This window comes from Methanobrevibacter sp. (assembly GCF_045112895.1).
Classification (GTDB): domain Archaea; phylum Methanobacteriota; class Methanobacteria; order Methanobacteriales; family Methanobacteriaceae; genus Methanocatella.
On the sequence record NZ_JBGUIH010000008.1, the window covers coordinates 1 to 21,781 of the forward strand.

Consider the following 21,781-nt stretch of genomic DNA (forward strand, 5'->3'; position numbering starts at 1 on the left):
TTCACAATGTCCTGGGCAACCAACTGTACCATCGACAACTGTACAGTAAAAGCTGAAGGAAACGTAGGTAACTTGATTTACTTAAACGTCTATAACATTGCAGGTGCTCCAAGCGGCGTGCCTTTAAACAACAATAACACTGTTTCTAACAACAGAATTTACGGTAAAGAAGGTTCCGCTATTTCTGTCGGTCTTATGGTAGAAGGTCAAAACAACTTAATTATCAACAATACATTGTACAAATCTTCAATCAGTACCTCATTCGGTGGTCAAAACCCATACAACAACACTTACGTTGGAAACACCATGACTGAAGGATCTGGTTTAACCGCACAAGCTGGTTCTATTGTATATGGTAACAATGTAACCGGTGCTTTATCAACTGGTAAAGAATCTGTTGCTTATGATAACGTTGTTGGCGGTAAATTGACTGTCGGTCAAGATGCTACAGCTTACAACAATACTGTTGGTAACGGTTTAACTACTGGTGGTACTAATGCCGTTATTGAAAACAACACAATTAATGGTGCTGTAACTATCAATAAAGTTGGAACCACTTTCGTTGGAAACGATGTCAATGGTACTGTAACCGTAAGTGCAAACAATAACGTAATTAAAGGAAACAACATTACTACTACCGGTGATTATGCTGTTGATTTAGGTTCAAAAACAGGAAACAACGTAACAGACAACTACTTGATTGCTAGTGAATTGAAAGGTGATGCTGCTGTTAAATACACTAACGCAAACAATATTGTAAAAGATAACCGTCCTATTAAAGATGGTTCTAGTGTTATTATTTTCCCATTCTCAGGTGCACCTTATGGTGAAGAGATTTTCCTCACTTATGAGGTCGAAAATGAGACTGTTGTCACTGTTGTTGTTGAGGATGCTGAGGGTAATGTGATTACTGATGGTGTTGATACTAGCGTTGCTGGCGAAGTGACCATTAATGGTTTAGTTCCTGGTAATTACACTATTACAGTTATTAATGCTGAATCTGATCTTTACAAAGCTTCCAATTGTAGTGATACATTCAGTGTTGTTAAAGCAACTTCTGCAGTTTATATTGACACTATCTCCGATGTGGCTTATGGCGAAGATGTTGTTGTCGATTACCTTGTAGATAATGAGGCTGATATTACTGTTGTTGTTGAGGATGCTGACGGTAATGTGATTTCTGATGGTGTTGATACTAGTGTCGCTGAACATGTGACCATTTCCGGTTTAGTACCTGGTGAGTACACCATTACAATTATCAATGCCGGAAATGAATATTACACAGGTTCAAATGCTACTGAAACATTTACTGTAGATAAAGCTGAATCCAGTGTTATGATTTTCCCATTCTCAGATGTAGTATCTTATGGCGAAGAAGTTTTCCTCGGATATGAAGTTGAAAATGAGAATGTTGTCACTGTTGTTGTTGTGGATGCTGAGGGTAATGTGATTACTGATGGTGTTGATACTAGCGTCGCTGGTGAAGTTACCATTACTGGTTTATTACCTGGTAATTACACTATTACAATTACTAATGATGGAAACGATAACATCACCGGTTCCAGTGATAGTGCCGAGTTCACAGTAACCAAGAAAGCTACATTCTTAATGTTCAATGATGATGAATTAACTTATGCGGATAATCCGGAATTGATCATGACATTGATGGATGAAAACGGAAATATTATTAAGAATGCTCTCATCCATGTAAACAATACTCTTGGTGTTTATAAATACAGAACCGATAATGTTGGTGCAGCAACTGTTCCTGTCAACTTAAAACCTGGCGAATATGAATTCGCTATTAGTTATGATGGCAGCGATATTTACGAAGGTCTCAACACTACTAAAACTGTCGTTGTAAATAAAATGGAAACAGTCATTTCCGTTGAAGACACAACTGTAACCTATAAAGCAAATGATAATTATACCATTACTGTAACTGATGCAAACGGCAATCCGGTTTCAGGAATTACTGTCAGTGTTGACAATGGTGCTAAAGTTTTAAGATACCGCACCGGTGCTGATGGTGTTGCTAATGTACCTGTTACTTTAAAACCTGGTAATTACACTTTCGATGTTTCATTTGCTGGAAATAATCTCTATAAAGCTTCCAACAGTTCAAGTAAAGTTGTTGTAGATAAAGCTAATGTCATCATTGATGCAGCAGATCTTGTTGTCACTTATAAAGATGGTTCACCTTTCGAAGCTACTTTAACTGATGTTAATGGTGTTGCTATCTCTGGCGTAACAGTCAAATTCGACTTTATGTTGAATGGTGTTGTTAAAAAGTCTGTAAGATACCACACTGATGCCAATGGTGTTGCAAGTGCTCCAATTAGCATAAAACCTGGAGACTATGAATGTGTAGTCAGCTTCGCTGGAAACAGCATCTATGCTGCAGCAAACGTTACCAAAACATTAACAATCAATAAAGCTCCTGCTAATTTAGAAGCTTCAAATACTGAAATTACATATAAAGATGGTAATTTAACAGCTAGATTGACTGATGTAGATGGTAATGCAATCTCTGGTGCTACAATTAGCTTTACCCAAGGTACAAGCACTTACAGATACCACACTGACAGCAACGGTGTAGCAACCGCTCCAATCAACTTGAAACCTGGAGAATACAACTACACAATAAGCTTCGCTGGAAACTCAATGAACGGTCCTGTAAACACAACCGCAGTTGTCAAAGTCAATAAGATTGATGTGGTTTTAACCGCTCAAGACATTGAAATGACCTTTAAAGACGGTACCAACTACACTGCCAAATTGACTGACGCTAATGGCAATCCAATTGCTGGAGTTGTTGTAAAAGTCAACAGAACCGGAAACACTTATAAATATAAAACTGACTCAGAAGGTATGATTTCAGTTCCTCTCAACTTTAAAGTGGGAACATATGATTTCGTTGCTTTCATCGAAGACAGTGATATTTATAATCCAACAAGTGTGGCAACCACAGTAACAATAACAAAATAAAATTAAAAAAATGGAATTAATATTCCATTTATTTTTTTCTTTTTTTCAAACCTATTGTTTAATTGATTTAATTATCAATAATTTTCATAGTTCTTTAATTAAAATTTATCAAATAGTCCCTATTTCTAATTATTTTATCACATAGATCTTATTTTAAATCAATGAATCTTATCATATATCTCAAAAGAATAAAAATAGTAGAGTTCTTTAAAATTAGGGTTTTTTAAATTTAAAAAAAGAGTAAAAAAATAGAAAGTTAGATTTTTCCTATTGAATAATGGTTTATTCGGAAAAGCTAACCCTTTCGAATTTTTCAATTGTTTTAAGTGATTTTGTTGCATCAACGCCTATCTTTGTAGTTGTCCCATCACTTTCGGCTACCGGATCCAATGATGAACCTCTAATGTTTGGAACAATCATTATGTCCCTGTCACCTTTAACGCGTGTTGCTATTGCATATTCGACATCTTCGGCGTCAAATACATTGACGTCAGTATCTACAACAGTGCAGTGCTTGAGTGAGGGGTGCGCTGACAGCGCTGCCATAATTGCATTTTTGCCGTCACCTTCGGTTTGCTTGTTGATTGAGACAACTGCATGCAACCAGCAGCAGCCTCCTTCGGTCAAAACGACATTTTCAACAGTCGGAACAGCATTTTTGACAGCTTTATAGATTCTAGGTTCCTGTGGAAGGCCTTGCAACAATTTATGTTCAAATCCTGCCGGAATGATTGCATGATAGCATGGATTGTCCTTTTTGATATGCATTTTTTCCAGATTGATGATTGGCTGGTCACGGATAATGTCATAGGTGTCAGTCAAATCGACGAAAGGACCTTCGGCAACGGTTTCTGTCACGGAAATCTTACCCTCTAGGATGATGTCGGCCTGCGGAACTTCAAGTTCACCGCATTTGATTAGTTCAAGCTGCCCATCCTTGAATGCATTTGCAACTTCCATTTCATTGTAATCGATCGGTATTGAAGTGGTACTTGCAAGCAGAATTGCAGGATCCATTCCAATGGCTATTGCAATATCCAAGTCTTCACCCGCCTTTTGGGCATTTTGGAAGTAGGTGTAAAGGTTTCTCGGAACGATTCTGATGACTAACCTTTTGTTGTCAAGCACCATCATCCTGTGGATTGAAGCGTTTTGTATGCCTGTTGCAGGGTCACGTGCAAAAACAACGCCTGCAGTGATGTATGCTCCGCCGTCTCTTGTATAATGGGTTAGAATTGGGATCTTATCCAAGTCGATATCAGAAGTATCATAGTCTGAAAAATCCGTGAATTTCTCTACCTTAATCGGATTTTCCATTGCATCAATGATTTTCCCGGTAATTTCTGAAACTTCACAGTTAATTGATTTGGCTATTTTGTCTCGGGTATTGCAGATTCCAGAGATAACAGGCATGTCAAATCCTTTAACATTTCTGACAATGACTGTATCCTTAGGATATTCTCTCAAGACTTTAGAAATTTCATACTCCGGGGAAAGTTCGTCGGCAATTTCAATAAGGTTTTCGTCATTCATGTTCATGGTATCACTATAAGTTAATTTTTTTGTCTTTTAATTTGTCTAAAACTTCTGTAATATGTGGGTCATGGATAGCAAGGACTTCCGCTGCAATTACCGCAGCATTTTTACTGTTGTTTATTCCTACAGTTGCAACAGGCACTCCCGGCGGCATGTTAACGGTGGTAAGCATATAATCGTCACCGTTTTCGTTAGTGCATGGAACTCCTATCACGGGTCTGTCGGTAAGTCCTACAATTCCTCCGGTAACCTGTGAGGAGTTTGAACTAATTCCAATGAATATTTTTGCATTTTTCATCGATTTAACATAACTTGTGAATTTTTTAGTAGACCTAATGGGGCACACGACTTTAATGTCGTGAGAAATTTTAAGTCTTTCAAGCAAAATGGCGGCTTTTTTAGCAATAGCCACATCGTTTTGCCTTCCAACAATGATTGCTACTTCCGCATCTTGATTTTTGCAGCGAATTTCCTCTTCTTCCGCTTCGATTTCATTGATTTCAAGATTCTTAATTCTTAAAAAATCATTCTGAAGGAATTTTTTATCTTCTATTTTTTGAACGATTTCCTCATTGCTTGCTTTTACTTTATCGGCATATTCCTTTCTGAGGTTTATCACTTTTTGACGTATATCTTCATCGTGGATACCGATATATTGGGCGGCAAGTATTGCGGCATTGTCTCCCCTATCTATTCCAACAGTGGAAATTGGAGAAGGATACGGCATTTGAACGATGGATTGCAGAGCATCGATACCTCCGGTCTTAACATCAACGGGAACCCCAATCACTGGTCTTGGTGTATAGGCAGCAATTGTACCTGGCAGGTGTGCTGCAAGACCGGCAATACCGATAAAGACTTCAATTCCAGCATTTGTACCTTGGCGAACAATTTCACGAACCAAATTTGGTGTTCTATGGGCTGATGCGATTTTTAAACTGTAGGGTATTTCCAATTTCTCTAAGATATTCATACATTTTTCAGCTATTTCAATATCAGATCCACTTCCAAGAATAATCATTATCTTTGGCATCATCTAAAAATCCCTTCTTAAATTAAACTTTTTCATTATAGAATATTGAATTTAACATATATTAATTTATCATTGACGATTTAATATAATCTTTTTAATTGGATATTCATGGATAAATTCATGGTTTTTTAATAACCTTTATAACTATCCAAATAAAAAAAATATAATAGTAAAAACTTTTAATGGAGAAATTTAGCGTGTATTGGTTTTTTGTAATTCTTGCCTTTTTAATGGCCAGTATTAAAACTCAAAAACCTAAAAAATATCAGAAAGTTTCTGTAATCATTCCTGCTTATAATGAGGAGGAAACGGTAGCTAAGGTTGTTGAAGTAGTCAAGAAGGTTTCGGTAGTCGACGAAATCATTGTTGTAAATGATGGGTCCAGAGACAATACCGAAGCGGAAGCATTGAAAGCCGGAGCTATAGTCATCAATCATGAAACTAATAAGGGTAAGGGTCAGGCATTATATACTGGTTATCAGAATGCGGAATGTGATATCATTGCTTTTATTGATGCGGATATTTATAATTTAACTTCCGCTAAAGTCGAAGCGATGATTCGGCCGATACTTGAAGGCAAAACCGATATTACCAAAACTAAATTTTCCCGTGCAAGCGGTCGTGTAACTGAACTTACTGCAAAGCCGCTTTTAAACTTTTTCTTCCCTGAGATTTCATTTGAACAGCCTTTAAGCGGTCAGTTTGCAGCAAAAAAAGAAGTTTTAAAGAAAATTAATTTTGAAAGCGATTACGGTGTGGATGTAGGTATTGTCATTGATGCTGATGTGCTTGGAATCTCCATCATGGAGGTGGACATCGGTGCAATTGAACATGACATGTCACCGCTTTCCGATTTGAATTTGATGGCTAATGAAGTTGTAAGGACAATCATCGGACGTGCAAACAGGTACGGAAGAGTTACAATGATTGACGACATTGGTCATGATATCAGAATGTCTATTGTAGGATTGTCTTTGGTAATCCTTGGATTGTTTACAATATTCTTTGTGAAATTTGTTCCTTTGGCTATTGGGGTGCTGATTTCTGTAATTGGAATCATACTTGCCATTTACTACATCATCAAGGTCATTGTCAAGTCCATTGACATGTTCAGGAAAACGCCAAGGGGAAATCTTCTAAGGTCTTTTATCAAAATCCATTTCCCGATGATCATTTCAATTATAGTTTTGCTATTGATGATTTCAACATTCATCGGTGCCGCTCATTTCGAGCATGGGGTTTTGTCCATTGAGCCGAATTCAAGGAATCTGATTATCTATGCTGATGATACTCCAAGAGACAATACCATTTCCGTTAGAGGTCCATACACTGTTGATACTGCAATTGAAAACGAAAGCAATCAAATAAGGATGCCTGCTGATGCGATGATGACTCTGGGCATCAAGGCCAATGACACGATACAGTTTGATAGTGAAAATATCTATTTAATAAACGAAACCCGGGAAGGCGAACCTGACATCTTTAGACTGCCGATTGAAGTCAAAAAGATATTGGATGTGGATGATGGGGATGTCATTCAAAACAGTCGTTTAAAGGAAATATTTGAAGGAGCCGTAATGACTCACAGCTTTGAAAACAATAATACTACAATTGTTGAGAAGTTCATTATTACTTCAAGGGATAAGCATGCATATAACTTCGAAATAATCATTGATAATACTTCCGTTGCCAATTCGACCGGAATATTTAAAAAGAATGTAACATATGATGTTGCAGCTGATGGGGAATATATAACTTCATTCAACTTCAAGAGTAACCTGACCAAATCATTTAAGTATGATGGCCATAAGGTAAAGATAATATTCGATGATACAAATTCCACTTCAATTAAGGTATTCACACGTGAAAACCAAGATAATTTCTTGAATTTTAATTTTAAGTCAATTTAATTTTTAAAAATTGATTTCAATCTAGTAAATTACATTTTTATTTTTCCTAATATTGTTTTATATACTATGTTTTCCAATTTTTATATATATTTAAAGTATATTTGAATATGTATTAAATTAAATGGATAAATTCTTATGAAGATAAATAAATTCTTATTAATCAGTATTTTCTTGCTAGTTATTATTTCCTTAGGTGCAGTAAATGCGGCAGATAATGCCACTGCGGATTCTATTCTGGAAGAAAACGTAAATGAAGGGGTGGGAGAAGTTACTGAAGTTTCAGTTGATTCCGCTTCGGATGAACTTGGGGTCATAAGTGAGGATGCTTATGATTCAGAATTGAGTGTTGACGAGCCTACAGGCGAGGCTTATGTAATCAACAGTGAGAATTATGGGGATTATTTCAATCAGAGCAATTCCGGTAAACTGGTCGATTCCATACCTGAAGGGGCTACTTTGGATTTCCAGGGTTCCATCATCAATCCGGATCAATCAGCAAATATATGGTTTGACGTAAATAAACCAGTTAATATCATCAGTTCCACTAAGAATGCCTATATCGATTTGAATACCACTGCAGGCAGTTTGATGGGTGATAATCCTGGAAATCGCTTCACTATCAGTTATGGCGGTTCCGGCACCAACATGACTGGAATCAGATTCCATAATACCCAATTATGGTTGACTAACACTCATCATGTGATTTTAGATAATGTAAGCAATGTAATTGAAGACCAACGGGTGGGTTCCGGTGTTGGAGCAACTTCCATTAGGGACAATTCCACTTATGTAACAGTTAAGAACGGCTATTTCTACACCAGAAACAATGGTGGTTCAAGCTCTCTTGTATTGGCTTGGGCCGATTATTGCACTTTTGACAACAATACCGTTGTAGTGGAGGGCAATGTTGGAAACATGATTTACTTAAACACTTTTAATGTCGAAATTCCTTCTGGTGTTGTTGCAAATCAATATAATAAAGTAATCAATAACAGGATTTATGGCCCTGATACTGCAGCGGCCATCTGTTGGGGTATTGTAATTAACGGTCAAAATAACTTGGTTGAAAATAACACCATATACTATAAGGGTACAGGTATAGCTTCCGCATCCGGAGGTACTGTTTATAATGTCACTTACAGAGGAAACAAATTATACAACGGGTCTTCCATTGGGGGAATGGGTACCTATAACAATTGTACTTTTGAAGACAACTATGTTTCAGGCGCAGCCACAATAACTGCAGATTGTAATCTGTATAACAACACTATCAACGGCAAATTAAATGTCAACGGCGCTAATGTTCAAATTGTTGACAATAATTTAAATGCTGACGTATCCATTGCAAAGGCGGCAACAAACACTACCTTGGAGGATAATGTCATAAAAGGTACCGTAACCGTCCAATCAGGCTCTTGCAATATTGTTGGAAATGCAATCAATTCCACCGGAAACTATGCAGTCGATTTGAAAAAGACCAGTGACAATGTTGTTGAGGATAATGTTTTAATCACTAAAACTAAAGTTGGAAACGATGCGGTAAATATTGGATCTGGAAGCAATAATGTTGTAGAAAACAATTCAGAAAACAAAGCTATTATTGCTCTAGTTGCTCCTGAAATAGTTCCTGCCGGAAAATTGTTCGACATCAATGTCACATTGCTCGATAGCTTCAACAATCCTTTAAGCGGTGTTGTTTCAGTTATAGACAATAACGGCAATGTTAACGAAAGCAATGTTAGTGAAGGTTTTGGAGTTCTTAAATGGAATGCCGGAGAGCCGGGAACAACTATCCAATTCGCCAATTTCGAGCAGAATACAAATGTTTCCAATTTCAATATCATCGAATTCATTTCAACACCTGTAACTGCTGACCTTTACGATACTAATGTTTACATAAATGGAACAACAATTACCGACGGCGACAACGCCACAATCAGCGTTTTATTGACTAAGGGCGACGGTTCAATCTTTGCAGCTACTGTTGTTGTCAATGTAAATGGTGTTAACGTAACCACCATAACCACATCCGATGACTGGATGGACGTGACTATTAGTGGGGATCTGGCTTTAGGCATTAACAATGTGACCGTTTACTTTGATGGGGACAGCACTCACAAGGCAAGCAATGCAACAGCAACCATCGAAGTGGAAAAAAACAAGAAGGTAACCGCCGATGTGGTAGTGGAGGATGCGGTTTATGGAGACCCTGCAGTTCTTAAAATCACCAACTTGCAGGATTATTATGGCAAAAAGCTATCTGTTTACGGAGGATATCAGCTTGTTGGCCCAGCACACCCATATGGTTCCATTTTTGTATCAAAAGGAAAATGCACAGCCAATTTCAACGATTTGCCGGCAGGCAACTATTCTGCATACATTGTATTTGGAAACAATGTTGGCGGAGATTATCAGTTTGAAAACTACATCGTGAACTTCACAGTATTCAAAGCTCCAGTCAACTTAACAGCAAGTGCAGAGGAGTACAGCTATGGAAAAACTGGTATTTTGAATGTTAAAGTAACAGATTCCAAAAATAAAGCTGCATCAGGTAAAATCAATGTCACTATAGATGGAAACTCATATGCTTCTGATGTAGATATCAACGGTGAAGCTAACATTGCACTTGAAAACCTTTTGCCAAACGAGTATGCTGGCGAAATCACATTCGACTCCGACAATTACATTAAGACAACAGCAAACGTTGCCTTCAATGTTACTTCTAGCTATAGCTCTACTTCATTGAGTGCCGATGACCTTGTTATGGATTACAATGACGGCTCTACTTGGGACGTCACTTTAACTGATGAGGAAGGCAATGCAATCCCTGATGCAATTGTCAAAATCGCTTTCAATGGTACAATTAACGAGACAGTAACTGATGAAAACGGTGTTGCAAAATTCGCAATTAATATGACTCCTGGCGTTTACGATATCAATGCCACATTTGAAGGCAGTGAAATGTATAATTCCTCCTTCATCAATTCAACAGTCACAGTAAATAAGGCAAATGCCACATTATCCGCCGATGACCTGGTCATGGATTATAGAGACGGTAGCGTTTTAGCCGTTAAGGTGTTTGACTGCAATGATAATCCTATTGGTGCTGGCCTCATTCGCGTCAACAATACTGTAACTAACTACAGATACAGAACCAACGATGAAGGTATTGCAAATATACCGGTTACTTTAAAACCGGGCGAATATGAATATTCAATAACATTTGATGGTGAAGACTGTTATCAATCCTTAAATATCACTAAAACCGTTGTTGTAAATAAAATTAAAACCATTTTAACTCCGGCAAATGTAAACGCTACCTATAAGGAGGATGCCAATTTCACTATTGCATTGACTGATATTGATGGCAATCCAATTTCAGGCGCAACAGTTAATGTGGATAATGGAGCAAAAGCTTTAAAATACCGCACAGATAGTGATGGTGTTGTGCATGTTCCTATCACTTTAAAACCTGGTGAACACACTTTTGCCGCTACATTTACTGGCAACAGCATTTATGAAGCGTCAAATGCCACAGGCACAGTCATTGTTAACAAAGCTGCTGTTAACATCGAAGCAAGTGATTTAACTGTCAAATATAAGGACGGATCCAATTTCACAGCTGCATTGACAGACATTGAAGGAAATGCAATTTCAGGAGTTACAGTTAAATTTGACAACGGCGTAAATGCTTACAGATACCATACCGATGCTAATGGTGTTGCAAGCGCTCCGATTAAATTAAAACCTGGAACATACACTTACACAATAAGCTTTGCAGGAAACAGCATCTATGCGGCAGCCAACATTACAAAAACATTGACAGTAGAAAAAGGAGCACCTAACTTAGAAGCTTCCAACGTCACTGTTGACTACAAAAATGGAAACCTAACCGCCAGATTAACTGATGCTGACGGCAATGCCATCGTTGGAGCTACAGTCAAATTCACAAATGGTGCAAGCACATACAGGTACCACACAGACAGCAACGGTGTGGCAACTGCCCCTATCAATGTAAAACCAGGTGAATACAACTACACAATCAGCTTCGATGGAAACTCATTGTATGGTGCTGTCAACACAACCGCGAATGTTGTCGTGAACAAATTGGACGCTGTTCTTACAGCTGCTGATGTCAACATGACCTTCAAGGACGGTACCAATTTCACAGCAAAATTAACAGACATCAACGGCAAAGCTATCGCAGGTGTGGTTGTTAAAGTGAACAATACTGTTGGGGTCTACAAATACAAAACCGATGATGAAGGCATTATAAATGTTCCTATTAAATTAAAACCAGGTGAATATGCATTTACCGCTTTCATTGAAGACAATGCTGTTTACAACCCAACAGATGTAACAAGCACAATAATAATAACAAAATAAACATTGAATGGAATTAATATTCCATTTCTTTTTCTTTTTTTGAAAAAACTAAAAAAATAGTATAAAATCTAAAAAGAATAGTCCTTTTAGATTTTTTTGTCATATGCTTTCACTGCTTCCTCAACGTCATCGTAAAGACCTAAGGCAGCCAATGCACCGACTTTTCCCTGCTCTCCAGTCACTCCAATCAAAGGAATATCCAATTCTTTCGCGACTGATTCTGCAGTTTCAACATCCATCATTCCGGATTTTGTAGCTATTGAATAGTCTCTTAATTTTTCAGGAATATCCAGACCCTCTAAAATAGCTATTGCTGTTTTATCAGACAATGTATCCCTTTTAAGAATTTCAATAACTCTGTCGATTAAATCCTGTTTTTTATCCTCTTCAACCGCAAAAGTTAAAGCAATGGAAACGCAATTTTGGGTTTTATGAGGGTTATGAGGATATAATTGAACAATGATATGATCCAAGTATTCATATCCTTCGCTTTCAAGCTCAACACCTAAGTTGTGAGCCATTGTCCAAGTTGCTCCGGCATCCTTCGTATCGGTATCGTCAACACCGATAACCACTTTTTCAAGTTTTGGAGTTACTACGGTTGCCCTTCCAACTTTTGAACCTCCTCCACTTTCTATAAGCTCAATATATTTTACGCCTTTGCCCATTCCTCTACACATTCCGGCTCCGACACCTGCACCGGCAAGACCGGCATGGGTCACTTTAACCTCATCGCCATCAACAATGATTTCATCTATTCCTGCTGCATTGAAACTGGCTTTCAGGTCTAGCGGAGCTGAACCGACGTGACATTTGTAAACATGTTTGTTTCCATCACGGTAGGCTGAATCGATTAGCTTGGAGTTATTTCTGTATTGATTTAATAACCAATGGGATCCTGAGATGCATGGGTGGTATTCGACAATTTCCACCTTGTCCCCATCCACCATAGTCAATACCTTTTCGTATGGCGCAACCCAAGGGTCATTAAATTTTTCTTTTAATTCATCAGGTTTTAGAATTTCCATCGAATCACTAAATTTCTTTTAATCTGTCGCACATTTTAATGGCTGCTTCAACAGCACTTTTTGCGTTTTTAACACGTCTATGGGCGTCTAATCTGGTCATTCCAGGACCGGTGATTCCAAGTGCCACTGGAGTGTCATATTCAAGCGCTAAGTCAGCAATTTTACGAGATGCATGTTGTGCTACAATTTGGTCGTGGTCAGTTGCACCTTCAATCACTGCGCCTAAGGTGATAATTGCATCGTATTCCCCTTTTTGCAATAGTTTTTTGATTACAAGAGGCATATCGAATACGCCAGGAACTGCAACCACTTTTGTAATTTCACAGTCTCTATTTTTTGCTTCTGCTTTAGCCAATTCCAACATCATTTGTGTAATATCATAATTAAATTCTGCAACAACCGCTGCTATTTCATATTTTACCATTTTTATCGACCTCGTTTATTTATCCACCAGCACCGCTGAATATAATAAGTAAAAATCCTGCAACCCCACTTATCACCATAATGAATATGATAAAAAGTGCAGCCAATTGCATTTTATTAAATTTTTTCAAATCCATATTTTCTTCTCCATTTTTTATAAATTATTTTTAACCTCTTCAGCCAGCTCCATGGTTGTGGCGGAACCGCCCAAATCACCAGTTAAAACATTAGCGTCATTAAGTACTTTCAATATTGCCGCATCGAATTTGTCTGCGGCCTCATTTTCGCCAAGATATCTGAGCATCATGACAGATGAGAGCATCATAGCTATCGGATTTGCCTTGTTTTGGCCTGCAATATCTGGCGCTGAACCATGAACAGGTTCAAACAGCGCTCCATCTTCACCGATATTTGCAGATGGAATCAAACCAAGCCCTCCAACAAGGCCTGCCCCTTCATCAGACAATATGTCTCCGAAAAGGTTTGTTGTTACAATAACTTCAAAGTTTTCCGGCTGTGTTATGAGATACATTGCAGTCGCATCCACATAAAATTCCTCGGATTCAATTTCCGGATATCGGCTGGCCACTTCATGGAATATTTCTCTAAACAAGCCATCGCTTTTCTTTAAAACGTTTGCTTTGTGAACACCAGTAACCTTTGTTTTATTATTTTCTTTTGCATATTTAAAAGCATAATCAATAATTCTCTCTTCAGCTTCTCGTGTAATTATACGTCTGGCTATTGCACCGTCATCAGTATAATGTTCCTCGCCTGCAATATATAATCCTTCAGTATTTTCACGCACTATCATAAAGTCTATGTCGTCACGCAGGGATTTGGTGTTAGGATATGCTTTGACAGGTCTTAAGTTAGCAAACATCTTCATTTCTTGACGAATCTTTACAATAACATCGGCGGCAGTTTCACCTGCTGCACCGAATAAGCAAGCATCAGCATTTCTTATGATGTCTAAAGTTTCTGCAGGCAGTGCAGTGCCGTTTTTTTCAAGGCATTCATCACCTGCTTCACCGTATACATACTCAAAATCAATGCCTAATGAGTCTAAAACATATATTGCCGCTTCCATTACTTCCTTTCCTATTCCATCACCTGGAACAACGGCAATCTGATATCTATCTTTTGTTTTTGAGGTATTCAATTAAACCACCTTGTTCTAATATTTCCAACATGAATGGAGGCAATTTTTTAAATGTGATCTTTTCACCGTTTGAAGCGGTTATTGTTCCTTCATCCATATCCACTTCAATTTCATCTCCATCCTCTATAAGTTCTGAAATTCCCGGGGCTTCAAGAAGGGGAACTCCGACATTTGTAGCGTTCCTGTAAAAGATTCTTGCAAAGGATTCGGCTATCACTGCTGATACTCCAACGCCCTTAAGAGCAATCGGGGCATGTTCTCTTGAAGAACCACATCCGAAGTTTGTTCCGGCAACAATAAAGTCGCCTCTCTTGCATTTCTTATTGAAATCCGGATCCAATCCTTCCATGCAATGACTGGACAATCTTTCCTCATCAGTATAAATCAAGTATCTTCCAGGCACGATAATGTCAGTGTCTATATCATTTCCAAATTTCCATGCTGTTCCTTTCATGCTATCACTCCGGCACCACGATTCTTCCTTCAATTGCTGAAGCGGCTGCAACAGCAGCGGAAGATAGGTATACTTTTCCATCCGGGCTTCCCTGCCTTCCCTTGAAGTTTCTGTTTGAAGTTGAAAGGCTCACTTCACCAGGTCCGATGATTCCGGTATGTCCTCCAAGGCACGGACCGCAACACGGTGCGGATACAAGCGCTCCGGCTTCAACAAATATTTTTATTAGCCCTTCATCCAATGCCTTTGTATAGATTTCTCTAGATGCAGGTATGACCAGCATCCTAACTCCATTGGCTATTTTTTTACCTTTCAGAATTTTTGCGGCATCTCTCAAATCACCAAGTCTTCCGTTTGTGCATGAACCTAAAAACACCTGGTCGATTTCCACATCAACTTCACTTGCAGGCACTACATTGTCAACATTGTGAGGGCAGGCCACTTGTGGTTCCAAATCGCTCACATCAATGTCAATTATATCAAGTGAAGGTGAGTCCAAATCGGTTTTATAAACTTTATAAGCTTTATTCGAGCGTTTTTCAACATAATCTATAGTTTTCTTGTCAGGCTCCACCAATCCGGTTTTCCCGCCCATTTCAATTGCCATGTTGCATAAAACCATTCTGTCGGAAACGCTCATGTCTGAAATGGTTTTGCCGGCAAACTCACAGGCCTTATATGTTGAACCGTCAGCACCCATTTGACCTATTATGTGTAGAATAACGTCTTTAGCATAGACATTATCTTTTAAGTTTCCAGTAATATTAAATCTATTTGTTTCAGGCACTTTAAACCATAAGTTGCCTTCTGCAAATACCATGGCCATATCAGTTGAGCCGATTCCGGTTGAAAAGGCACCCAATGCTCCATGAGTACAGGTATGTGAATCAGCACCTACAATAACTTCTCCAGGCACGACATGACCTAATTCCGGCAAAATCTGATGACACACGCCAGCGTTGACATCATAAAAATGTTCGATATCATATTTTTTTACAAATTCTCTCATTATGATATGATTATTGGCCGAATCAATAGAATCCGCCGGAACCTGATGATCGAAGGGGATTACAATTTTCGATGAATCCCAAACTTTTGAAGCTCCAATTTTTTCAAAAGATTCTACAGAAAGAGGTCCAGTTAAATCGTGAGTCATTGCTACATCAATATTTGCTATAACGATATCTCCAGCTTCTACATTATCATTTCCTGAAGCTCTAGCTAATATTTTTTCGGACATTGTTGGCATATTTCAAACCTCTTTATTAATGATAAATATATATTGATAATAAAATATATAATGATTGCTTTATCAATGGAAATTTTTAAGTTTATATATTACGTTTAACATAAATACTTTCATGAGCAACTCATTTTTAAATAGATTCAAAAAAAAGGAAACTCCCGTAATTGAAGAGAAACCTCCAGTTTGGGAAGATAGGATTTTTTGGGTTTCAACTTTGCAGAAAATAGCTTACCCAGTTTTAAACAATTTGGCAAGAGGTACGCTTAGAAAAAACATGCCTTATGAATCAAATAGTCCGGAAGGCCAAAAATTCGCTTACCTTGAAGCATTTGCACGTGTATTTAATGGTATTGCACCATGGTTAGAGCTTGGGATAGACAGTTCTGAAGAGGGTAAGGTTCGTGAAAAATATACCTATTTGACTTTAAAAGCTATTTCAAATGCTATCAATCCTAAAAATAGTGATTATATCTTTGTTGTTGAACCTAAACAGTCTTTAGTTGATGTTGCTTTATTTGCTCAAGGATTACTCCGAGCTAAAAATCAAATTTGGCTTAATTTACCTATCAAAGTTCAAGCTAGAATAATACGCGAACTTAAAAATACAAGAATAATTGCCCCTTATGAAAATCATTGGTTGCTATATACTGCCATGATTGAGGCAGCCCTATTGGAATTCACAGGTGAATGTGACAAGGAACGTTTGGTTTATGGTGTTCATAAGTTTAGAGACGATTTTTATATAGGTGATGCAATCTACTCCGATGGTGAAGATTATGAAGCAAGTTATTACAATAGCTTAATCATTCACCCTATGCTTAATGATATTTTATCCGTAATGAGGAAATATGGTCTTCAGGATGGAGAATTTTTAGATGTTCAATTAATGAGATCATCTAGATTATCTTCTCAGCTTGAAAGAGTCATTTCACCTGAAGGAACTTATCCGCTGCTTGGAAAATCATTGGCTTATCGCTGCGGAGTTTTTCATTTGCTTTCTCAAGCGGCTTTGTTAAATATATTGCCAAAAAATATTAATCCCGCTCAAGTAAGATGTGCTCTAACCAAAGTTTTAAGAGCTCAGTTTGAAAACAGCAAAAATTTCAATAATAATGGTTGGCTGATTGTTGGATTAAACGGTTCACAGTTGGGCATTTCCGAAAATAATATTAATACTGGTAGCCTTTATGCATGTTGTGCAATATTCTTGCCGTTAGGTTTAGATTTCAACGATAACTTTTGGACAGCACCATTTGATGAATGGAGTAGTTTAAAAGCATGGAGAGGGCATCCGATTCAGCAAGACCAATCTATTAATTTTTAATTCAATTCGTATAAGTTCCCGTAATTAAATAATCTAATTTCTTTTGGAACTTCTTTTATTATATTTTTTGTATCAAATATTATTGGATTTTCCATACTATTTTTGATTAGGCCGTAGTCTAACTGTTTGAATTCATCATGGTCGCAGAGCACCAGAATCAGATTGGAATTTTCAACGGCCTCCTCAAAGCTTTTGAAATTTTGATTTTCAATATGGGGGTCATGTATAGCTATTTCATAGTCGCCACTTAGTTTTGCTATGATGTCATAGGCAGGGCTTTCCCTGTCATCACCGGTATTGCCTTTATAGGAAACGCCTAAAACGGCTATTTTTCCATCGGGAATTATTTTTTTGACGTATTCACATACGAAATCAGGCATTGAGTTATTTGTGTCGCGTGCCAATTTGATGATTTTAGCGGTTTCCGGCGCTTTTGCATAGATAAAGTATGGATCAATTGCAAGGCAATGGCCTCCAACACCCGGTCCCGGTGAGTGCAGGTTTACTCTAGGGTGTTTGTTTGCCATTTCAATAACATCAAGCGCATTGACGCCAATTTCTGCGCAGATTTTTGCAAGTTCGTTTGCAAGCGCAATGTTCACATCCCTGAATGTATTTTCCATGCATTTTGACAGTTCGGCAGTTTTTGCCTCAGTCAATATTAGATCACCTTCAACAAACTGTCCATATACTTCAGCAGCTTTTTTTGCGCATTCCGGTGTGACTCCACCTATAATTCTATCGTTATGCACTAGTTCTTCGATGATTTTGCCTGGAAGAACTCTTTCCGGACAATGTGCCAGATATAAGTCTTCACCAATTGTAAAGCCGGCTTTTTCAAATATTGGCTTTATGGTTTCATCAGTGGACATCGGTGCAATTGTTGATTCGATAATTACAGTATTTCCCTTTTCCAAATAAGGCAATATTGAATTGCATGCGGTAACCACATAGCTTAAATCACAGCTATAATTTTCAACAATGTAGGGTGTCGGCACGGTTATTATGAAGGCGTCGGCTTTCTGTGGAGTTAGGCTTGCTGTGTATTCATTATTTTTGATGGCAGTTTTTATAATGTCCGCTATTCCCGGCTCTTCAATGTGTATTATTCCATTATTCAAATTATTTATCATTTCCTCTGAAATATCCACTCCAACAACTTCGCAATGGCTTCTTGAAAAAAGCGCAGCAGTTGGTAGTCCAATATAACCTTGGCCAATAACACAGATTTTCATAATACTAACTCCTCTTTTAAATATTAAGTATAATATATATTTAAACTATATAAAAAGTTTTAAGGGATACAATGAAAATCTTAATCACAGGTTCTAATGGAATGTTGGGCCATGACTTGCAGGAAGTTCTTAAAGATAGGCATGAATTAATCCTTACGACTTCAGAAACATTGGATATCACTGATAAAAATCAAGCAATGAATGTCATTTGCGAAAATAAGCCAGATATAGTAATTAACTCTGCAGCATATACTGACGTTGACGGCTGCGAGGAAAATCAGGATATCGCCTATTGCGTAAATGGCGATGGCGTTAGGAACTTGGCCCTTGCCTGCAAAGAGGTTGGTTGTCCGTTATTGCATATAAGTACGGATTATATTTTCAATGGTGAAAATGACAAGCCGTGGGTGGAAGATGATGAAATCGGACCGATCAATGTTTATGGCAGGAGCAAGCTTAAAGGAGAACAGGCAATTTTGGAAATTCTTGACAAATATTTCATTGTCAGAACTGCATGGCTATATGGAATCAATGGTAAAAATTTCCCAAAGACAATGTTGGAATTGTCTCAAAACCATTCGGAAATAACTGTTGTTTATGACGAGGTTGGTTCACCAACCTATACGCCGGATTTGGCTTTTGCGATTTCTCAATTAATCGAAACAGACTATTATGGAATTTATCACATCACCAATTCCGGCAGCTGTTCTTGGTGCGAATTTGCAAAATACATCTTTGAAGTTGCAGATATTGATGTTGAAGTCATACCTGTTACTGCATCTGAATTTGCAAGGCCTGCACCGCGTCCTAGCTATTCCATTTTAGAAAATAAGAATTGGATTAAAAATGGATTCAAACCACTTAGAAGCTATAAAGAAGCTATAAAAGAATATATTGAGTTGATTAAATGAATAAAAGATTGCTTTTGATAATTGCGTTAATTGTCGCCATATTTAGTCTCAGCGCTGTAAGTGCGGGGTTTTTTGATTTCCTGCATTTTGGCGATTCCGAGGATGTAACTGTAGTTGAAGATGGGGAATACTGCACAGTCGATGAGGTTGCAGCGTATATTAAGGAATTTCACAAACTGCCAAGCAACTATATAACTAAAAAGGAAGCTCAAAGTCTTGGCTGGCATGGAGGGCCTCTTAAGAAATATGCTCCTGGAAAAAGCATAGGCGGAGATAGGTTTACCAACAGGCAGCATGTCCTTCCGGACAGCGATTCCAAATATATAGAATGCGATATTAATGCAAATGGAACAAGTCGTGGAGCGGAAAGGATAGTTTACAATACAGGTGATTTTAAAGTTTACTACACCAATGATCACTACAACACATTTAGGGAGGTATAATATGCAGATTGACGGCAAACTAATTAAAGAGAATGGACATGATTATCTGATGGAAGCATTGAATTTCCCTGATTATTATGGTAAGAATTTGGATGCATTATATGATTGTTTATGTGAAATCGAATGTGAAATCGAATTGATAAACAGCGAAGATGTTGATGAAGACATTATCGAGACTTTTGAAGATGCAGCTAGTGAAAACGACTTTCTTGAATTTAAAATATTATATTAATTATTAGGCACAAATAGTTAAATTGAGTGATATTATGAAAGGCATAGTGCTTGCAGGAGGTTCTGGAACCCGTCTTTATCCTATTACAAAAGCGGTTTCAAAACAGTTATTACCTTTATATGATAAGCCAATGATTTATTATCCGATTTCAGTGTTGATGCTTGCGGGAATCAAGGAAATTCTGATTATTTCCACCCCAAGGGATCTGCCGATGTATAAAGAACTTTTAGGCGACGGAGATCGATTGGGAATTGAGTTTTCATATGCAGTTCAGGAAAATCCTAACGGGCTTGCTGAAGCTTTCATAGTTGGTGAGGATTTCATTGGTGACGATAATGTTGCCTTGATTTTGGGAGATAATATATTTCATGGACACAGGTTTACCGAGATTCTTGAAAGGGCGACTACCTTGGAGGAAGGTGCGGTCATATTCGGTTATTATACCAAGAATCCCGAAGCCTTTGGTGTTGTCGAGTTCGATGATGAATGGAATGTGCTTTCAGTTGAAGAAAAGCCTGAAAATCCAAAATCAAATTATATTGTTCCGGGCCTTTATTTCTACGATAATAACGTAATAGAGATAGCTAAAAATGTTGAGCCTTCCAGCAGGGGAGAAGTTGAAATAACTTCCATCAATGATGAATATCTTAAAAGAGGAAAGCTCAAAGTCGAACTTTTGGGAAGAGGTATGGCATGGCTTGATACAGGAACTCACGAAGGGCTGCTGGAAGCGTCAAACTTCATTGAAACCATTCAAAAAAGGCAAGGTCTGTATATTGCATGTCTTGAGGAAATCGCTTATCTTAAAGGATATATTGATGATGAAAAGCTGTTAAAGACTGCAAAGGAACTTGAAAAGACTGCCTATGGGCAATATTTATTTAATCTGGTTAAAGAGTGATTATATGGGAAAGTTTAAATTTAGCGAAACCGGCATCGAAGGAATGTTCGTTGTAGAGCCTACAGTTTTTGAGGATAACAGAGGATACTTCATGGAGACATTTCATGAAAAGGATTTCAAAGATGCCGGATATGACTTGACTTTTGTTCAGGATAATCAGTCAAAATCATCAAAAGGAGTTTTAAGAGGCCTTCATTTACAGGTCAATTATCCTCAAGGCAAATTGGTTCGTGTAATTAGGGGAGAAGTCTTTGATGTGGGTGTTGACCTAAGGGCCAATTCACCTACCTATGGAAAATGGTTTGGAACCATATTGTCCGATGAAAACAAAAAGCAGCTGTTCATCCCTCCGAAATTTGCCCATGGCTTTTTGGTATTGTCGGATGAAGCAGAATTCGTATATAAATGTACGGAATTTTATCACGGCGAGGATGAAAGCGGCATCAAATGGGATGATGAAGACATCGCCATTGACTGGCCATTGGATGATATTGATGACATAATTTTATCCGATAAGGATAAGCAATGGAAAAGCTTTAGGGAATCTCAAATTAAATATGAGTGATTTT

17 protein-coding genes are annotated in these 21,781 nt (G+C 37.8%); 9 read left to right on the forward strand and 8 right to left on the reverse strand.

All coding sequences use genetic code 11. The annotated features are described in order from the left end of the window. Window positions 1-2,988 (forward strand): hypothetical protein (locus ACJMLD_RS01840; protein WP_405267430.1); only part of this gene is annotated, 2,988 nt, incomplete at its 5' end. Window positions 2,989-3,270: 282 nt separating this feature from the next. Here ACJMLD_RS01840 and ACJMLD_RS01845 read toward each other — a convergent pair. Then, the gene (locus ACJMLD_RS01845; protein WP_405267432.1) at window positions 3,271-4,527 is read right to left on the reverse strand and encodes a UbiD family decarboxylase; all 1,257 of its coding nucleotides are present in this window, start codon (window positions 4,525-4,527) and stop codon (window positions 3,271-3,273) included. Between the two features lie 7 nt (window positions 4,528-4,534). Then, window positions 4,535-5,560 (reverse strand): 5-(carboxyamino)imidazole ribonucleotide mutase, encoded by a 1,026-nt coding sequence (purE, locus tag ACJMLD_RS01850; protein ID WP_405267433.1) that lies wholly within the window; start codon window positions 5,558-5,560, stop codon window positions 4,535-4,537. A gap of 194 nt (window positions 5,561-5,754) precedes the next feature. On the opposite strand from purE, the gene ACJMLD_RS01855 reads away from it, so the two are divergent. Together ACJMLD_RS01855 and ACJMLD_RS01860 are read left to right on the forward strand one after the other, a co-directional pair. Beyond that, entirely contained in the window at window positions 5,755-7,467 is a 1,713-nt protein-coding gene (locus tag ACJMLD_RS01855) for a glycosyltransferase (protein ID WP_405267435.1), read from the forward strand. A 135-nt stretch (window positions 7,468-7,602) separates the two neighbouring features. Then, on the forward strand, window positions 7,603-11,853 hold the full coding sequence (locus ACJMLD_RS01860; RefSeq protein WP_405267437.1) for a hypothetical protein: 4,251 nt from the start codon (window positions 7,603-7,605) through the stop codon (window positions 11,851-11,853). 86 nt (window positions 11,854-11,939) lie between these two features. On the opposite strand, the gene mmp11 is transcribed toward ACJMLD_RS01860, so the two are convergent. From mmp11 to hacA, 5 genes are all read right to left on the reverse strand, one after another. Continuing rightward, complete coding sequence (mmp11, locus tag ACJMLD_RS01865; protein ID WP_405267439.1) at window positions 11,940-12,881, reverse strand: methanogenesis marker protein 11; 942 nt, start codon at window positions 12,879-12,881, stop codon at window positions 11,940-11,942. Window positions 12,882-12,888: 7 nt separating this feature from the next. Next, window positions 12,889-13,305 (reverse strand): 6,7-dimethyl-8-ribityllumazine synthase, encoded by a 417-nt coding sequence (ribH, locus tag ACJMLD_RS01870; protein ID WP_292738685.1) that lies wholly within the window; start codon window positions 13,303-13,305, stop codon window positions 12,889-12,891. Window positions 13,306-13,458: 153 nt separating this feature from the next. Next, a complete protein-coding gene (locus ACJMLD_RS01875; RefSeq protein WP_405267441.1) occupies window positions 13,459-14,466 on the reverse strand; it encodes an isocitrate/isopropylmalate family dehydrogenase in 1,008 nt (335 codons plus the stop codon). Further along, on the reverse strand, window positions 14,441-14,920 hold the full coding sequence (locus ACJMLD_RS01880; protein WP_405267443.1) for a 3-isopropylmalate dehydratase small subunit: 480 nt from the start codon (window positions 14,918-14,920) through the stop codon (window positions 14,441-14,443). Before ACJMLD_RS01880 ends, ACJMLD_RS01875 begins: the two co-directional genes overlap by 26 nt. 4 nt (window positions 14,921-14,924) lie before the next feature. Continuing rightward, the gene (hacA, locus tag ACJMLD_RS01885) at window positions 14,925-16,169 is read right to left on the reverse strand and encodes a homoaconitase large subunit (RefSeq protein WP_405267445.1); all 1,245 of its coding nucleotides are present in this window, start codon (window positions 16,167-16,169) and stop codon (window positions 14,925-14,927) included. 112 nt (window positions 16,170-16,281) lie between these two features. Here hacA and ACJMLD_RS01890 point away from each other — a divergent pair, with 112 nt between their 5' ends. After that, on the forward strand, window positions 16,282-17,490 hold the full coding sequence (locus ACJMLD_RS01890) for a DUF2264 domain-containing protein (protein ID WP_405267447.1): 1,209 nt from the start codon (window positions 16,282-16,284) through the stop codon (window positions 17,488-17,490). Here ACJMLD_RS01890 and ACJMLD_RS01895 read toward each other — a convergent pair. Next, the gene (locus tag ACJMLD_RS01895; RefSeq protein ID WP_405267449.1) at window positions 17,487-18,725 is read right to left on the reverse strand and encodes a nucleotide sugar dehydrogenase; all 1,239 of its coding nucleotides are present in this window, start codon (window positions 18,723-18,725) and stop codon (window positions 17,487-17,489) included. The genes ACJMLD_RS01890 and ACJMLD_RS01895 overlap by 4 nt on opposite strands. A gap of 71 nt (window positions 18,726-18,796) precedes the next feature. Between ACJMLD_RS01895 and rfbD the strand changes: the two genes are divergently transcribed. From rfbD to rfbC, 5 genes are read left to right on the forward strand one after another with little or no spacing between them, the layout of a single operon-like run. Further along, complete coding sequence (rfbD, locus tag ACJMLD_RS01900) at window positions 18,797-19,636, forward strand: dTDP-4-dehydrorhamnose reductase (RefSeq protein WP_405267451.1); 840 nt, start codon at window positions 18,797-18,799, stop codon at window positions 19,634-19,636. Further along, window positions 19,633-20,079: a ribonuclease domain-containing protein gene (locus ACJMLD_RS01905; protein ID WP_405267453.1), complete on the forward strand. Its 447-nt coding sequence runs from the start codon at window positions 19,633-19,635 to the stop codon at window positions 20,077-20,079. The genes rfbD and ACJMLD_RS01905 overlap by 4 nt, the downstream gene beginning before the upstream one ends. Before the next feature lies 1 nt (window position 20,080). Then, entirely contained in the window at window positions 20,081-20,311 is a 231-nt protein-coding gene (locus tag ACJMLD_RS01910) for a barstar family protein (protein WP_405267455.1), read from the forward strand. A 34-nt stretch (window positions 20,312-20,345) separates the two neighbouring features. Then, the gene (gene rfbA, locus ACJMLD_RS01915; RefSeq protein ID WP_405267457.1) at window positions 20,346-21,212 is read left to right on the forward strand and encodes a glucose-1-phosphate thymidylyltransferase RfbA; all 867 of its coding nucleotides are present in this window, start codon (window positions 20,346-20,348) and stop codon (window positions 21,210-21,212) included. 4 nt (window positions 21,213-21,216) lie between these two features. Then, complete coding sequence (gene rfbC / locus ACJMLD_RS01920) at window positions 21,217-21,777, forward strand: dTDP-4-dehydrorhamnose 3,5-epimerase (protein ID WP_405267459.1); 561 nt, start codon at window positions 21,217-21,219, stop codon at window positions 21,775-21,777. Window positions 21,778-21,781: the final 4 nt, after the last annotated feature.

Bases quoted from the DNA above. Each gene is read 5' to 3' on its own strand.
- mmp11 (WP_405267439.1), bottom strand. From the start codon at position 12,881: ATGGAAATTCTAAAACCTGATGAATTAAAAGAAAAATTTAATGACCCT.
- rfbA (WP_405267457.1), top strand. From the start codon at position 20,346: ATGAAAGGCATAGTGCTTGCAGGAGGTTCTGGAACCCGTCTTTATCCT.
- ACJMLD_RS01845 (WP_405267432.1), bottom strand. From the start codon at position 4,527: ATGAACATGAATGACGAAAACCTTATTGAAATTGCCGACGAACTTTCC.
- ACJMLD_RS01860 (WP_405267437.1), top strand. From the start codon at position 7,603: ATGAAGATAAATAAATTCTTATTAATCAGTATTTTCTTGCTAGTTATT.
- purE (WP_405267433.1), bottom strand. From the start codon at position 5,560: ATGATGCCAAAGATAATGATTATTCTTGGAAGTGGATCTGATATTGAA.
- rfbD (WP_405267451.1), top strand. From the start codon at position 18,797: ATGAAAATCTTAATCACAGGTTCTAATGGAATGTTGGGCCATGACTTG.
- ribH (WP_292738685.1), bottom strand. From the start codon at position 13,305: ATGGTAAAATATGAAATAGCAGCGGTTGTTGCAGAATTTAATTATGAT.
- ACJMLD_RS01890 (WP_405267447.1), top strand. From the start codon at position 16,282: ATGAGCAACTCATTTTTAAATAGATTCAAAAAAAAGGAAACTCCCGTA.
- ACJMLD_RS01910 (WP_405267455.1), top strand. From the start codon at position 20,081: ATGCAGATTGACGGCAAACTAATTAAAGAGAATGGACATGATTATCTG.
- ACJMLD_RS01895 (WP_405267449.1), bottom strand. From the start codon at position 18,725: ATGAAAATCTGTGTTATTGGCCAAGGTTATATTGGACTACCAACTGCT.
- ACJMLD_RS01880 (WP_405267443.1), bottom strand. From the start codon at position 14,920: ATGAAAGGAACAGCATGGAAATTTGGAAATGATATAGACACTGACATT.
- rfbC (WP_405267459.1), top strand. From the start codon at position 21,217: ATGGGAAAGTTTAAATTTAGCGAAACCGGCATCGAAGGAATGTTCGTT.
- hacA (WP_405267445.1), bottom strand. From the start codon at position 16,169: ATGCCAACAATGTCCGAAAAAATATTAGCTAGAGCTTCAGGAAATGAT.
- ACJMLD_RS01905 (WP_405267453.1), top strand. From the start codon at position 19,633: ATGAATAAAAGATTGCTTTTGATAATTGCGTTAATTGTCGCCATATTT.